Source organism: Gluconacetobacter liquefaciens (assembly GCF_003350405.1).
GTDB lineage: Bacteria > Pseudomonadota > Alphaproteobacteria > Acetobacterales > Acetobacteraceae > Gluconacetobacter > Gluconacetobacter liquefaciens.
The window spans coordinates 241,466-257,324 of the sequence record NZ_QQAW01000002.1 but is presented as its reverse complement, the minus strand read 5'-3'; the positions used below and the strand labels follow the sequence as shown (position 1 = coordinate 257,324).

The window sequence follows — 15,859 nt, the reverse complement described above, 5'->3', positions numbered from 1 at the left end:
AGAGGGCATGAGGCCGGGCCATATCATCCCCTCCCCCTTCCGGAAAAGACTCTATCGACCCTACCCCACCCGGACCGTACTCAGTCCGCCAGTGTCAGGCGACAATCCGGGTCCCGTGCCATGTCACGCAGGACAGACGCGAGCGCCGTTTTCTCCTGCGCGTCCAGGTCCTGCAACGGCGGCCGGACGGCCCCTCCGTCAAAACCACGCATCGTCATCGCCGCCTTCACCGTCTGAGGCTGGCCATATTGCCGTGCAAGGGCACGGAATTCGTACCAAAGCCGATGCAGCCGACCCGCCAGAGCGCTGTCCCCGGCCTCGATCGCGCGATAGCTCTGCAGGAGCAATTCCGGAAACGCGCCACTATTGGTCGAGCTGATACCGTCGAACCCTGCCGCCATCGGGCCCAGAAATGCCAGGTCCGAAGCACAGAACAGGCGGATACGGTCCTTCAGCCGGCCCACGATGCGATCGATTGCCGCAGGAGACAGGTCTCCCTGCTTGATCGCCACCATTCCCGGCAGGTCGGCGATCTGCTCCAGCGTGGCAGGCGAAAGCGTAATACCGATCCCCGGCGCGTTGTAGACCAGGATACCGGTTCGGGACAGCGGCGCCATTTCACGGAAGAACGCCACGATCTGCTCGTCCGTCACCTCGGAAACGAAAGGCGGCGTCACCATGGGAATACCCCCAAGATCACCGGCAAGGCCCGTCAGTTCCCGCACCACCCGCGGGTCCGACCCTGCCGCGCACAGCATGACCGGCACCCTGTCCCCCACGACATCCATCACATGCCGGAAGACATCCGCACGCTCCTGCGTGGAAAGCGCGGGAAACTCGCCGTAGGTCCCGCCGATCAGCAGACCATCGAATCCCAAGTCCAGAACGCGCTCGACATTGCGCGCGAGCCCCGGAAAATCAATCGCATGGTCGGCCGTAAACGGCGTCATGGTGATGTTGAACAGGCCGCGCAGGCGCGCACGGCTCTCCTCGAGCGTTTTCATTGATATATTTATCCTGAAAGAAGAAAAAAACGCGGGTCAAAGGCGACTTGCGCATCGGACCCGCAAGGGATCACGCAGGACGCAGCACCATTCCGCGATCGAGCGTTCCCAGCACGCGATGGCCGGTCTCCGTCACGACGATCGTTTCACTGACCCCGACCGTGAAACGGCCGTAGATCCGCAATGCCGGGGGAAGATGAAAAGCCATTCCGGGTTCAAGCTCGGTTTCAACCCCGGCATTCAGGCTCAGGATACCCCCCTCGCCCCAGTCCGGGGCAAACGAGATTCCCACGCTGTACCCAAGACGTTTACGGAAATTCTCCGTATATCCTGCCGCATCGATAATGCGCTGGCAGACATTATGCGGCGTCTCGCAGGTCACTCCCGGACGGATCGCCTCCAGTGACGCCGCCAGGGCGTCCTGGCAGACCTTCATCATTTCACGCGCCTGCTCCGGTGGCGTCCCGACCCATGCGGTGCGCATGAGAGCCGCGTGATAACGGTCATGACAGGCCGCCATTTCCAGAAAGACGCCGTCACCGGACGCGATCGGCCCGCGGCGCCACGTGCCATGCGGCACACCGCTGCGCCGCCCTGCGGAAACCAGAGGCTCCATCCCCATATATTCCGAACCGGCGGCAATAGCGTCATGCATCATGGCGGCGACGAGATCGTTTTCCGTTCCACCGGCCCGTACCTGGCCCAGGCCGGCTTTCATGCCCGCATCGACATAAGTCGCGGCACGCGCCAGCTTCGCGATCTCGGCGGGCGACTTGATCGCGCGCAGGGATTCGGTAATGCCCCCTGCATCATGCAGCGTCCCCAGGGCGGCAACCATCCGGTCATAGACCGCTACGGGAAAGAACCAGCCGCTCTTCTCCACACCGACCCTGCGGCCCTTCAATCCTTTCTGCTGGAGCAGCGCATTGAGCACGGCCATCGGGTCGTCGCTATCGCCGAAAGGATGGATATCGGTCAGGAACGTATTGGCGACCAGATTGAAATATTCCAGTTGCCTGACGACGAATGACGGCTCGCCGGAAACCGGCAGAAGCAGACACTGGAACGTATAATATCCCGGCGTCTGCTGCCCCGTCAGATAATAGATGTTCTCCGGGCTGGTCACCAGCATGGCATCCAGGCCCGCCTTCTGCATGGCCTTTCGGGCCCGGTCCTGCCGTCCGGTAAATTCGTCCCGGGTAAACGTCGCTTCCATTCCAGACGTGACGTCCTGTGCTGCCATCATGTCAGCAGGTCTCCATGAACAATTGGGGTTGAGTAAGGGTCGCATCGAACGCAAGGCCAAAGCCCGACCGCTCCATCCCGGCCAGACCCACCGCACCATCCTGGTAGACGAGGCCGGAAGCCGGATCGTCCGCCAGACCGTCCGCGCCATACAGTTCCGCAAAGCGCGGGGTGAGCACGCACGCGGCATGCAGCGCGGCCGCCGTGGCAATCGCCCCTTCGTTCATCTGTCCGATCATCAGCGTCACACCGGCAGCCTGGAGCATCCGCGCGGCCGAAAGCAGCGCGGCCAGCCCACCCAGCTTGACCAGTTTCAGATGCGCCATGGGCGGGCGTGTCATCTCCGCCAGCCTGCGGCAGGCCGCCATGTCGGCCAGGCTTTCATCCAGCATCAGCGGCACTGGGCTGCGCGCCGCGACACGCTCCAGCATGGCCCAGTCCCCTGCCGCGACAGGCTGCTCGACATAGTCGAGACGGAACGCCGCCAACCTGTCCAGCGCAGTCAGGGCCGCCGGCTCGTCCCACTGCCCGTTCGCGTCAGCCGACAGCGTAATCTCCGTACCGAAATGGTCGCGCAACCAGCGCAACCGTTCCAGATCGGCATCCAGATCCGCTCCGATGCGAATCTTCAGTTGCGTGAATCCCCGCGCTACATACGCAATGCAGCGACGCTGAAAGGTCGGCATACCGCTGAAGAACAGGGTCTGATTGGTCGGATAACGAACCACCCCGGTCCCACCCAGCATGTGGGCCAGCAGAACGCCCTCGCGCCGGGCCAGAAGATCATGGACGGCCAGATCGACCAGCATCCGCACGGGCGCCGGCACCGAAAGAGGCAGTCCCACGACAAAGGCCCGCAAATCCGCGCTCGCCTCGGGCCAGTCGCTCTGCGATACGAAGCGCCGTGCCGCATCCAGCACCTCCTGCGGCGCCAGACCGGTCAGATAGGCTATGTTCAGCCGGACTTCGCCGACGCCCCGATGCACGCCGTCGTCCAGCAGAAGATACAGCGCGTCCAGCGCCTGCACCGCGCCGGAGGACGCGGTATGCACCGCCATCCCACCCGCATAGTGCAGTTGCGCGCGTCGCAGGGTGGCGCGCAGGCTCATCCCTTCACCACCGGCGGCATCAGACGGCAGACGATATCGACATAAATGCACGTGGCATCGGCCAGTTCACCGATGGTCACGAACTCGTCGGGCTTGTGCGCATTGGCCAGGTCGCCCGGACCGATCACCACGCCTGATGCGCCAGCCTCGCGAAAATGCACGAGATCGCATGCACCCTGAAAGCCGAACGGCCCCGGCCGGGCAATATCCGCCGCCGACGCCGCGGCCAGAGCGGCCACGCTCAGGGGCGCGTCGGGCGCGGTCTGCGTCGCGCCCCCCGTGGTCGGCTTGTAACCGATCACCTTCGCCACGATACCCTCTTCCTGCCGGGCACGCTCCAGCAGGGCCAGGATATCGGTCTTGGCTGCCTCTTCGTCCTCGCCCGGCACCAGGCGGCGGTCCAGCAGCAATTCACAGGCGTCCGGCACCACATTGTCGGCCTTGCCGCCGCCGATGCGCGTCACACACAGGCTGGCATTGCCGACCAATGGATGCGTGATATGGCGGATCACCCCGCCATGATGCGCTTCGATCCGTGCCATCAACCGCCCCGCGTCATAAATCGCGTTCCGGCCCAGTTCCGGTGTGCCCGAATGGGCGGTCACACCCTCGACCAGCACGATCGGGCGCAGGCTTCCCTTGTGCGCCGTAAAGACGGCATTCGAGGTCGGCTCGCCGATAATCGCAAAATCGATCGCCGGACAGTCGCGGGTATAAAAGCGCGCTCCCTGGCTGGAAACCTCCTCGTCCGCCACGAAAACGGCAATCAGCGTGCCAGACCACGCCGCGCGCGAGGTCGCAAGAATACGCGCGGCCTCCAGCATGGAGGCCAGCGAGCCCTTGCAGTCGCATGCGCCACGCCCATACAGCCGCTCGCCCTCGCGCGTCATGCGCAGCGCCTCATGCGTCCACCCCGATCCGACGGGCACGGTGTCCATATGCGTGTTGAAGGCGAAGACGGGGCCAGGGCCATTGCGCAAGGTGGCGGAAATATTGGGCCGATCTGGCGCATATTCGGCAATGGCGATTTCGAAGCCCAGCGGCTCCAGTTCCCGTGCGACGAAACGCGCCACTTCCGTCTCATGTCCAGGCGGATTCTCGCTCGGCATGGCGATCATTTCCGCCAGATCGGAAACCAGCCTGTTGATATCCGGACTACAGCTCATCGTAAAAAACCATCTACAGATCGGTTGAAGAAGAAAATGCACCCGCATGGGGCATCGCATGCGTCAGGAACCGGCGCAGGCGGGGACTGGCATCCACGGAGAAAGCCTGGCCGGCGGCAGCCTCGGCCACGATTTCCCCGCCTTCCATGAAGACGATGCGATCCGCGACCTTGCTGGCGAAGGCAATGTCGTGCGTCACGATGATCTTGGTCATTCCGACCAGGGCATCGGACCGGAAAAGTGCCTGAAGCGCCTCGATCGATTCCGGATCGAGAGCTGATGTCGGTTCGTCGAACAGCATCAGTTCGGGCTGCATGACCAACGCGCGCGCAATCGCGACACGCTGCTGCTGGCCACCCGACAGTTCATGCGGATAGCGGTCCGCCTTGTCCGCCAGTCCGACAGCCGCCAGCAGATTCATTGCCCGCACATCGGCATCCGCCAGAAACCCAGCCCCGGCTGTCCGGGGCGCCAGCAGAAGATTGGCGCGTACATCGAGATGTTCGAACAGGCAATAATCCTGAAAGACCATGCCGATCATCCGCCGGACCTCGGTGGCCGACACATGCCGAGCCATCAGGTCTCGTCCCCGAAAGAGGATCTGCCCGCTATCGGCACGGAGCAGCAGGTTCAGGCATCGCATCAGCGTGGACTTGCCCGAGCCCGATGGCCCGAGAATGACCACGGTTTCCCCTTCTGCCAGATCCAGCGTGCAATCGTGCAGAATCCGATGGGTCCCGATCGTCAGGCAGAGGCCGCGCAGCGACAGTACGGGTGCCGATCCGCTCATCGCACATCCCCCCCGGCCGGCAGAAGATGACGCAGCCATCCCCGTCCGTTATCGCTCCTGCGGCGGGGCGAGAAATATCGCTCCAACCTGTATTGAAGCAGCATGAACAGGGTCGTGAACGCCAGATAATACAGCGCGGCGGCGCTCAACGCTTCCAGATAACGGAAATTGGCGCTGGCAGTCTGGTCCGCGACCAGCAGAAGTTCCTGCACGGCAATGACCGAGACGAGAGAACTGGTCTTCAACATCCCGATGACCTGGTTGCCCAGCATGGGCAACACGACCCGAAATGCCTGCGGCGCCACGACATGACGAAACACCGATACCGGCGACATGCCTAGCGCCAGCGCAGCCTGCCGCTGACCCGGTCGCACGGCATCCAGGCCCGAGCGCACGATTTCAGCCATATAGGCACCTTCGTTGAGCGACAGCGCGACGATGGCGCTGGTCAACGCCGGCAGGCGCACGCCCAGCAGAGGCAACACATTGTACACGAAGACGATTTGCAACAGCACCGGCGTACCCCGGAACAGCCACAAATACAGAAAGATCGGCCCACGCAGGAAACGACCGGCCTGCCCGAGTTGCCCCAGTGCCGCCAGCACCCCGACGAAACTGCCCAGCACCAGCGAGGCGACGGTCAGGAGCATCGTCATGCCCGCACCGCGCAGGAAGGGCGCGGAGACGACAAAGTCACCGATATAGGCAAGCCCATCCCACACCGGGTGGACCACCCTGGCAGCCTCCCCCGTCCCGCCGGGCAACCGGTCGGCCTCCAGATGCCACTTGCGCAACAGGCGGTCGAACGTGCCGTCGGCATGCAGCCTGTCCAATGTCTGCTGCAGGCGGGCATGGAGTTCGCCATCCCCCTTGCGAATGGCGAACCCGATCCGGGCGTTCTCTCCGAACGGTGTACCGACGACGCGATATCCGCCCGGTACCTGCGCCTCCAGCACCGCGGCTCCGAAGCGCGACGTAAACGCACCGTCGGCACGCCCCTGCAACAGATTCAGGGCCGTATCCTGCGCAGTGGGATAGGCCAGCACCGTCAGGGGCGGCCGCCCCGCGTCGCGGCATGTGCGATCCGCGACATGAGCATCGCGTTCCTCGATCCCGCCAAGCGTGACCGCAATACGTTTTCCGCAAAGGCTCAGATCATAACCGGTAATCGCCGATATCCCCTCCGCCCGGACCAGCACCATGTTGTCGATGGTCATGTACGGAACGAATTCCACCGCCTGCTCCCGCTCGGGGCTCAGATACATGGCGGAATTGATCAGATCGATCCGACCGCCCTGCAATGCCGGGATAAGGCCACCGAACTCCATGTTTACAGCGTCGGCCTGCACCCCCATCTTTCCGGCCACGACCTGGGCAAGGTCGATGTCGAACCCCGTCAGCGTTCCATTCTGCACGAACTCGAACGGCGCAAACGTCGCAGCCGTCCCGTAGGTCAGCTTCCCGGCCACAGCCAGACCTTCAGCCCGCGCGGGCAGGATCGCACCGAACAACAGAAGAGGCAAAACAAAAGACCTGAGGTCACGCAGCGACATGAGATTCCAGAGCGTTTGGATACGTGCAGGATTGTCTTTTTTTTATAAATTAAGACAACTCCTTTCGCACGATCATGTCAAGCACGAAATGAGAAGGCGTCCCTCACCCCGTACCCTGCTTGCCGAAGTCGGAAAATTGTCTCTAAAGTATAAGAAAATCAGGCGTTTGGGATATCGATCAGCACATGGGCCGCACTGAGGGCCTGATCGAGATGCAACGACATAAGAATGGAGGCGCGTTGCAATTTCCCCTCACCTAACGCCGCCATGACGGCCAGATGCTCCTCGCACCAAAGATGCACACGCGCGCGGTTCGAGTAACCGCCGAACTCCAGCAGCCGACGCAGACGGCTCTGCTGTCGCATCGCCTGGACGACGAAAGTGTTATGAGAAAACTCCGCAACCATCTCATGAAAACGACTGTCCGCTTCGAACAGGACCCGAGGCTCCAGCGCATCGACATCGGCGCACGCAATCTGTCGATGCTGCTGGATGCTCAGCTCCAGTTGCGCATGATCGACCCGGAAACCGGGTAGAAGAATCGCCTGGGGCTCGAACATGCGACGAAACTGGAAGCTTTCTTCAAGGGCCGCCCCGTTATCCAGTGCCTGCACGAACGACCAGTTCCGCGCCCCGTTCGATTGCAGCAACCCGTCATCCGTCAGTCGCCGAAGCGTCTGGAGCATCACGGTCCGGTCAGCCTTGTAAAGCGCGGCAAGGTCTCTCTGCGTGAAGTCGTTGGTAATCCGCCCGGCCAGCCGATCCCGGACCAGACGGATATAAAGATCCTGGTCAGGCGTCGGAGGAGGCGACAGCGCGATCTCGTTGATCGAATCCAGCGCCATTTCCAGGAAATATCCCTGGTTGCGCCGCGCCTGGACAATCCCGCGCGACGCCAGGATCTGCAATGCGGACCGCACCGGCGTACGCGAAAGGCCCAGTTGATCACTCAGCCATTGCTCGCGCAGATGGTATCCCCGCTCCGCCCGCTCCCGTCTCAGAAGGTCGACGATCGCGTTGGCTATCGTATATTGCCGATGGACACTCGACCGCACGGGGAGCAAGGCACTCGTATTCACTGTCATTCCTGCAATGCGACATGTCGGAGAGGCGACGCCCGACATGCTATCATAAGCATGCCGGTATGCATTGCCAAACGGCGTCCGCCGGCAACGGGGCCCGTCAGACGGGGATGCACGCCGCGACGATGCGCTCGCAGGTCGCCCGCAGCGTATCGGTCTCGATGGCAAAGGCCAGTCGCAGATGCCCCGGTGCCCCGAACGCCGTCCCCGGCACCAGTGCCGCCCGTGCGGACCCGATCAGCCATGCCGCCATGCCGACATCATCGACAATGCCCAGCGGCTGCCCCGAGCCAGCCAGCCACTCCCTCACGTCGATAAAGACATAAAAAGCACCCTCCGGCCGCCAGGCACGCAGGCCCGGAATCCGTGCGACCATATCCATGACGATCGCCCGGCGGGCTGCCAGCGTTTCCAGCCACCCCTCCAGAAAGACAGGCGGCTCGACAAGTGCCGCAATAGCCGCGCCCTGGCTGATACTGCTGGGGTTCGACGTGCTCTGCGACTGCAGAATATCCATCGCCCGCACCAGCCATTCCGGCCCCGCTGCATAGCCCAGCCGCCACCCCGTCATGGCATGGCTTTTCGACACGCCATTGACCGTCAGAACACGCTCACGCATGTCCGGCCTTACCTGCAGCGGCGTGGAGAATGGCACCCCATAGCGCAGCGGCTCGTAAATATCATCCGCCAGCACGAGAATATCGGGAAACCCGTCCAGGACCTCCAGCAACGCACGCAGCTCCGCGGCTGTGTACACCGCCCCCGTCGGGTTGCCGGGGGAATTGAGCACCAACCAGCGCGTACGCGGCGTAATGGCAGATCGCAACGTTTCGGGCTGTAATTTCCATCCCGACGCCATGGTCGTACCCACCGCAACCGGCCGCCCCCCGGTCAGGCGGATCATATCGGGATACGACACCCAATACGGCGCAGGCAGGATCACCTCGTCACCATCATCGAGCGTCGCCAGAAATGCATTGAAAATAAGCTGCTTGGCACCATTCCCCGCGATAATCTCCGCATTCCGGAACGAAATGCCGTTGTCGCGTTCGAATTTTTTCCGAATCGCTTCCTTCAAGGACACCGTTCCGGAAACTGCGGTATATTTCGTCTCTCCACGGTCGATCGCGCACTTCCCCGCCATCACGACATGCGCTGGCGTCGCGAAATCCAGCTCTCCCTCGCCCAGATTGGTGATGGCGATTCCCTGCGCCGCGGCCGCACGCACCCGGTCCGAAACCGCAGCCGTCGGCGACGCCCCAACGCGCGACATCCGGTCAGAGAGACGCCCAGAACGGGTCGCCGCAGCGGAAATCTCAGACAAATTATTATTATTCAATGCATTAATCCCACATCACGAGCCAATGAAACGGCTCGGGGCGCGCCGATGCCCCCGCTTTCCGTCACGCATTGTATTTATTTTGTCATTTAGATCAATCTGGGCTGGATTTTTATTTCGATAATGGATTATGTGCATGTCAGGACGTCACGAAGTCAGAACGTTACAACTCGAATTCGAAGTTGCCTGAAAGCGGCGCAGAATATCGGAAGATTGAAAAGGTATTCGAATGAACCTCGAACTTGAAGGACGAACTGCCCTGGTCATGGGTTCCAGTCGCGGTCTTGGAAAAGCGTGCGCTGAAGCGCTTGCCCGCGAAGGCGCACATGTGATCCTAACCGGGCGAAAGAAAGAGACCCTGCAGGCGGCGTGCGATGCCATACGCACCAGTGGCGGCAGCGCATCCCTCTGCGTCGCGGATTTTCAGAATCTTGAAAACGTCGCTGCGGCCCTGTCCTCGATTGACTCAGTCGATATCGTCATCACGAATTGTGGCGGCCCGCCGCCTGGTCCGATCGCTGCCGTCGACATCGCCACTCTTGGGCGCCACTTCGATACAATGGTTCGCGTCCCCGTCGCGATCGCCAGCAAATATCTTCCCGGCATGCGCGAGCGTGGATTCGGCAGAATCCTCAATATCGTCTCGTCGGGTGTCCTTCAACCCATCGCCAATCTGGGTCTCTCGAACATGCTCCGCCCCGCCATCGTTGGATGGGCCAAGACTTTGGCGGCGGAAGTCGCGGCGGACGGCGTTACGGTCAACTCGGTGGTGCCCGGCCGCATCCATACCGAACGCGTCGACGAACTCGATGCGGCGGCTGCCAAACGGAGAGGACTTACCCCCGAGCAGATCGCCCAAGCCTCACGCAGCGCCATTCCCATGCAACGCTATGGCGACCCGGCTGAATTTGCGGAAACGCTCACTTTCCTCGCGAGCAGGCGAGCCAGCTACATCACAGGCAGCCTTGTCCGCGTGGACGGCGGGCTGATCGCAGCGATCTAACCCACTTATTTAATTAGATAATCTCTTAACACACATATTTAGGAGAGACAGAAGCCATGCGCCGCCACTTCCGCAGCATTCACCTTTTACTCGCGACAACAATTCTGACCATTGGTGCCGCACACGCGGCATCATCAACCGTATCAGCGCCCCTTTCCAACAAGAATGCGTCGAAAAGCGATGGTGCAGACCACTTAAATAGTTCCAAATACGGAACGAAAAAGATTCCAGGTAATAATGTGCCTCAACAGGGGGCCAGCGCATCTTCTTCCCCACCTCGACAGACAAGTGCAGTACCGCAGGGACCGGTTTCCGCCAATGAAGCCGTCATTGTGACCGGTACGCACGCCTACAATCGCCGCGCGCGCGATTCGACCGCCCCCATCACGGTAATCAATGCGGCCACCTTGCGCCGCTCAGGCGAAGTCAATCTCGCGCAGTCACTGACAAGGCTCGACCCCTCTCTCAATATTCAGGCTGTAGGGATCACGGCCGGCGCTCTCACGGCTTCCCTCAGAATGCGCGGCCTCAATCCCAACGAAGTCCTGGTATTGGTCGACGGAAAAAGACGACACACCACCGGCAACATATATGCCGACCAGGGGCCCAGCCAAGGCTCGACTCCCGTCGACCTCAACATGATTCCCTCAAACGCCATCGATCATATCGAGATTCTGCGTGATGGCGCAGCCGCCATGTATGGTTCCGACGCCATAGCCGGTGTCATCAATATCATTCTGAAAAAAACTCCTAGCGGATTGAACATGTCTGCGCAGACCGGTGCGAATGCCTATACTGGCAATGGCTGGCAATATCAGACGAATATCGACGGTGGCTGGAGCTTTCTTGGTGACGGTTACGTCCATATGAGTGGGCAGGTCTACCATACCGACCATATGGTCGCGACTGCCTCCGATCTGCGCCTGACGCCGGGCAATTCCGAATATCTGGGACTCAAGGTTCCGCAGCACTCGAACGTGCAGACAAGCACTCCGGAGGAAACGAGAGAAAATCTCGGAATCGAGTTCGGGAAACCATTTTCTGAAAATATCGAGGGCTACGGCCTGATCACCTACGGCCACAGACACTCGGAATCCAACCAAATATATCGTCTACCGACGATAGCACCGTCAGCCTACCCTTACGGCTTCACCCCCCTTCTCACGATCGAGGAAAACGATTACGCCGCGACTTTGGGGGTAAAGGGACATCACCTTCTCGGCTTTGACTTTGATCTCAGCACGACCTATGGCGCGGACGAGGACGACATCGGCGTCAAGAATTCCTTCAACACCAACCTATATTCCATCACCGGATACAGTCCGACGACCGTCCGTGCCGAATCCTATCGCATGGCCCAATGGACGAATAACCTCGATCTGCGTCGGAACATCAATATTCTTCACCGCGTTCCGATGACATTAGCACTCGGGGCCGAACACCGTCTGGAAACCTACAATATAACGGCCGGTGAACCCGCCTCATATCTCTATGGCGGAACCCAGGCCTATGGCGGCATACGGCCGGAAAGTGCAGGCACCTGGGATCGCGACGTCTGGGCCGGTTATCTGGATGGCGACTTTCATCCTCTCAAGCATTGGGATCTCGATTTCGCTGGCCGCTTCGAACATTATACGGACGCTGGAAATACCGAGAATGGCAAGATATCGTCCCGATACGATTTCAGCAAACGCATTGCCGTGCGTGCCACAATCAGCAACGGCTTCCGCGCTCCCACGCTGTCCGAAGAACATTACAGTTCCCTGATCTCATCCCCGACCGGCGCAACCGGCCTTTTGGCGACGACCAGCGCAGGCGGCCGTCTGCTTGGTGCCTCTCAGCTCAAACCCGAGCGATCAACAAACGTCGAGGGGGGGATCATCTTGGAGCCGATCGACGGATGGCACGTATCGGCCGACGTCTATCAGATCAATATCCGCGACCGCATCTTCGGGGGTGGATCGACCTATGGCGACCTGGCACGCCAGGCGATCGAATTGAGCGGCATTTCAATTCCGTCGGGTATTAACCCTTCCAATATCGTTGCCAACTACTTCGCAAATGTCGGCAACACCCGCACCCAAGGGGTAGATATCGCCTCCGACTACCTCCTCAAGTTAAAACAATACGGTACGGTCAATCTATCCCTGTCGCTGAACATTAACCGTACCCGCATGTCTCATATAGCGACCAACGCCAATGGTCAGCCGCTATTGAACGAACAAACGGTTTCCTATCTGACGACTGGCTCCCCGCAGAGCAAGATCATCCTCAACGCTTACTGGTCCATAGGCAACTGGGGCATTAACGTTCGCCAAACACGTTACGGCGAAACGGTTTCCATGCTCACATACCAGGATGCCACGCCGGCCGGCCTGACGTGCAATGGTGCCCAACTGCGCTACTCGAACGTATGCTGGGGACGCTTTGTAAACACGCCCGCATGGCTGACAGATATCGAGGTCAATTACCGAATGAACAGACATTGGACTTTCGCTGTAGGTGCCAACAATGTCTTCAATATTCGCCCTCGCAGACTTCCCAAGGATCTCAGCATTTATGGCGGAAAACTGTATGATTTCACATCATCCAGCCTGGGCATCCAAGGCGGCTATTATTACGGCCGGATCAACGCTTCCTTCTGACCTTGCTCAACTCTGATCGCTTACCTCAGCTCAATCCCTCCGGCCACAACGCCATCCTGCCTGGTCCCGCCGGACTGGCTGGATAAGGCTCCCGACGGCCCGCCCCATGACAGCAGGCGGCCGTCGGTTGGTATTCAGACGGAATCCGTCACTGTACCGTTGTGGCGTTGTTTGCCGTGCCCAGGTTCCGGAGGACGGAGTGAAATATGCTGCAAAGCCCTATCGTCTCGAAACAGACGTGCACGGCCAATGTCCAGCGCCACATGATCCCTCCCGAACAGCCCGACTTGATCCGTAACCAGCAGGATCTCAACCTCCCGAGTTCCCAGTTCGACCTTCAGGCGCCGCAGACCACCCGACCCGCCCGCCAGCGGTATGGCGCGCCCTCTCCCCTCGCCGGCGACCAGACGAGTCTCATACGGGCGCAGAAGCGCAGTAACCAGCCCGTCATCCACACCGCCACCGACATGAAAAGACAGCACATTACTATCGTCCGGCAGGAACCATCCATCGACAATCCGACCGCTGAATTCCAGCGCCTCGCCCAGAAACTCCATCACGAACGGCGTAGCTGGCGCAGTATCCAGCATCTCGGCCGGCGCCTCCTGCACGATACGGCCATTCTGCATCACCACCAGCCGGTCAGCCACCTCCAGTGCCTCGTCATGGTCATGGGTCACCAGCACCGTCGTCAGTCCAAGCTGATCGTGCAGCCCGCGCAGCCAGCGGCGGATCTGCCGCCGCACGATCGGGTCCAGCGCACCGAACGGCTCGTCAAGCAGCAGCAGCCCCGGTTTCGTCGCCAATGCACGCGCCAGCGCCACCCGCTGCCGCTGGCCGCCGGACAACTGGTCCGGATAGGCATCCCCCAGCATCGGCAACTGGATCAACTCCAGCAATTCGGCCACCCGACCGGCAATCGCCCCCCGATCCGGGCGTTCCCTGCGTGGCAGCACATCCAGCCCGAAGGCAATATTGCGCGCCACCGTCATATGGCGGAACAGCGCGTAATTCTGGAACACGAAGCCGATCCGCCGCTCCCGCATCGGCCGCCCCGCCAGCGTCCGGCCATCGACCAGCACCGTTCCTTCGTAAGGCCCATCCAGCCCCGCGATCGTCCGCAGCAGCGTGGTCTTGCCGGCGCCGGACGGCCCGACCAGCGCGACGAACGCCCCGTCCTCGATGCTCAGCGACACATCGTCGAGCATCTTGCGCGACGCATTCGGCGCATGCCGCGTCAGGGACTGGATCTGGACGCTCATGACGACGCCTTCCTGAAATCATGCTCGAGAAACGACCGCAGCAGAACGGTGGCCATGGCGATCAGCGCCAGCAGCGCCGCCATGGCGAAGGCGGCGACCGTCTGGTAGCCATTATAGAGTGTCTCGATATGCAGCGGCATGGTTTCGGTCAGCCCCGGGATATGGCCCGAGACGACCGACACCGCACCGAACTCCCCGATCGCCCGTGCCGTCGTCAGCAGAATGCCCGACAGCAGCGCCCAGCGCGCATCCGGCAACGTCACCCGCCACAATGTCCGCCAGAACCCGGCTCCGAGCAGAAATGCCGCTTCCTCCGCCTCACGCCCCTGCTGTTCCATCAACGGCATCAGCGTCCGCGCGACATATGGAAAGGTGACGAAGAGCGTCGCCAGCAGAATACCCGGCGTGGCAAACGCGATCTGGATATGGTGTCGGTCCAGCCAGTCACCCCACCAGCCCTGCCGTCCGAACAGCAGCAGCCAGACCAGCCCCGCAATCACCGGCGAAACACTGATCGGCAGTTCGATCAGCGCGACCAGGGCCGCCCGCCCGCGAAACCGATATTTCGTCACCAGCCACGCCGCCATGACCCCGCCGACGGTGTTGACGATCACAGCGACCAGCGTCACCTCCAGCGTCAGGCGGATCGCGGACAGTGCATCCGGGTCCAGCAGGCTGCGCCACGCAGCCCCCAGCCCCGCGCGCAGGGCCTCCACCATCACCAGCAGTACCGGCAGCACCAGCACGGCCAGCACCGTCAGATAGGTACAGGCGACCAGCACCGCATTGCCACCACGCGAGGGTCCGCCCATCACGCCGCCCCCCGCGCCACCAGCCCGCGCGACACGCGGCGGCGCAGCGCGGCAACCCCGGTCATGCATATCAGCGCACTCAGCAGCAGGATCAGCGCAATGGCGGTGGCGCCCTCATAGTCAAATTCCTGCAACCGCACCACGATCAGCAGCGGCGCGATCTCGCTATGGAACGGCTGGTTGCCGGCAATGAAGATCACCGACCCGTACTCGCCGATACAGCGCGCGAACGCCAGGCTGAATCCCGCCACCAGCGGCGGCAGCAAGGGCGGCAGGATCACCCGGCGAAAATTCTGCCACGGGCTCGCCCCCAGCAGCAGCCCCGCTTCCTCCAACTCCGGCGGCAGCCCCCGCAGCACCGGCTCCACCGCCCGCACGATAAAGGGCAGGCCGACGAACATCAGCGCCACCACGATCCCGGCAGGCGTGTAGGCCACGCGGATGCCGGCACGGGCCAGCAGCGCACCGATCCACCCAGTGGGTCCATAGAGAGTCGCCAGCGTAATACCCGTCACCGCGGTCGGCAGGGCAAAGGGCAGGTCGATCAGCGCATCGACCGCCCGTCGGCCCGGCAGGCGCGCCCGCACCAGAGCCCACGCCAGCAGCAGGCCCAAGGGCACGTCGATCAACGCCGCCAGCGCGGCACAGCTGAAACTGACGCGCAGCGCCGCATACATGCGCCCGTCATGCAGTACCCGCAGCATCACCGCACCGCCATCCTGCCAGGGGCGCAACACCAGGGCCGTCAGCGGCAGCACGACAATCAGGCCGATCCAAACCAGCGTAAAGGCAATGGATATGGAAAGGCCCGGCAGCCCATCGCGCCGCCGCAGGCAAAACACCATGAAA

The 15,859-nt window shown here is 61.6% G+C and carries 13 protein-coding genes; 2 read left to right on the top strand and 11 right to left on the bottom strand.

The features are described 5' to 3' along the window. Positions 1-80: 80 nt before the first annotated feature. The 8 genes from C7453_RS04420 to C7453_RS04380 all read right to left on the bottom strand — a co-directional run bounded on the left by C7453_RS04420 (position 81) and on the right by C7453_RS04380 (position 9,222). Positions 81-1,004 carry a dihydrodipicolinate synthase family protein gene (locus tag C7453_RS04420; RefSeq protein ID WP_114726326.1) on the bottom strand — a complete coding sequence of 308 codons (924 nt, stop codon included), beginning with the start codon at positions 1,002-1,004 and terminating at the stop codon, positions 81-83. 70 nt (positions 1,005-1,074) lie between these two features. Further along, positions 1,075-2,250, bottom strand: a complete 1,176-nt coding sequence (locus tag C7453_RS04415) for a M24 family metallopeptidase (RefSeq protein ID WP_211311021.1) — start codon at positions 2,248-2,250, stop codon at positions 1,075-1,077. 1 nt (position 2,251) lies between these two features. Continuing rightward, the gene (locus tag C7453_RS04410; RefSeq protein ID WP_211311020.1) at positions 2,252-3,358 is read right to left on the bottom strand and encodes a mandelate racemase/muconate lactonizing enzyme family protein; all 1,107 of its coding nucleotides are present in this window, start codon (positions 3,356-3,358) and stop codon (positions 2,252-2,254) included. Next, positions 3,355-4,524: a M20 family metallopeptidase gene (locus C7453_RS04405; protein WP_114726325.1), complete on the bottom strand. Its 1,170-nt coding sequence runs from the start codon at positions 4,522-4,524 to the stop codon at positions 3,355-3,357. Before C7453_RS04405 ends, C7453_RS04410 begins: the two co-directional genes overlap by 4 nt. 13 nt (positions 4,525-4,537) lie before the next feature. After that, a complete protein-coding gene (locus C7453_RS04400) occupies positions 4,538-5,314 on the bottom strand; it encodes an amino acid ABC transporter ATP-binding protein (protein WP_114726324.1) in 777 nt (258 codons plus the stop codon). Next, on the bottom strand, positions 5,311-6,867 hold the full coding sequence (locus tag C7453_RS19085; protein ID WP_211311019.1) for an ABC transporter permease subunit: 1,557 nt from the start codon (positions 6,865-6,867) through the stop codon (positions 5,311-5,313). The genes C7453_RS04400 and C7453_RS19085 overlap by 4 nt, the downstream gene beginning before the upstream one ends. A 158-nt stretch (positions 6,868-7,025) precedes the next feature. Beyond that, on the bottom strand, positions 7,026-7,946 hold the full coding sequence (locus C7453_RS04385) for a GntR family transcriptional regulator (RefSeq protein ID WP_170143122.1): 921 nt from the start codon (positions 7,944-7,946) through the stop codon (positions 7,026-7,028). Positions 7,947-8,049: 103 nt separating this feature from the next. Beyond that, positions 8,050-9,222: a pyridoxal phosphate-dependent aminotransferase gene (locus C7453_RS04380; protein WP_114726322.1), complete on the bottom strand. Its 1,173-nt coding sequence runs from the start codon at positions 9,220-9,222 to the stop codon at positions 8,050-8,052. Between the two features lie 295 nt (positions 9,223-9,517). Between C7453_RS04380 and C7453_RS04375 the strand changes: the two genes are divergently transcribed. After that, on the top strand, positions 9,518-10,291 hold the full coding sequence (locus tag C7453_RS04375) for an SDR family oxidoreductase (protein WP_114726321.1): 774 nt from the start codon (positions 9,518-9,520) through the stop codon (positions 10,289-10,291). Positions 10,292-10,347: 56 nt separating this feature from the next. Beyond that, positions 10,348-12,936: a TonB-dependent receptor plug domain-containing protein gene (locus tag C7453_RS04370; RefSeq protein ID WP_114726320.1), complete on the top strand. Its 2,589-nt coding sequence runs from the start codon at positions 10,348-10,350 to the stop codon at positions 12,934-12,936. A 134-nt stretch (positions 12,937-13,070) separates the two neighbouring features. On the opposite strand, the gene C7453_RS04365 is transcribed toward C7453_RS04370, so the two are convergent. Genes C7453_RS04365 through cysT form a run of 3 tightly spaced genes read right to left on the bottom strand, consistent with a single transcriptional unit; the run spans position 13,071 to position 15,855 of the window. Beyond that, positions 13,071-14,198: a sulfate/molybdate ABC transporter ATP-binding protein gene (locus tag C7453_RS04365; RefSeq protein WP_114726319.1), complete on the bottom strand. Its 1,128-nt coding sequence runs from the start codon at positions 14,196-14,198 to the stop codon at positions 13,071-13,073. Further along, the gene (gene cysW / locus C7453_RS04360) at positions 14,195-15,010 is read right to left on the bottom strand and encodes a sulfate ABC transporter permease subunit CysW (RefSeq protein WP_114726656.1); all 816 of its coding nucleotides are present in this window, start codon (positions 15,008-15,010) and stop codon (positions 14,195-14,197) included. Before cysW ends, C7453_RS04365 begins: the two co-directional genes overlap by 4 nt. Then, positions 15,010-15,855 (bottom strand): sulfate ABC transporter permease subunit CysT, encoded by an 846-nt coding sequence (gene cysT / locus C7453_RS04355; RefSeq protein ID WP_114726318.1) that lies wholly within the window; start codon positions 15,853-15,855, stop codon positions 15,010-15,012. Before cysT ends, cysW begins: the two co-directional genes overlap by 1 nt. Positions 15,856-15,859 lie beyond the last annotated feature (4 nt).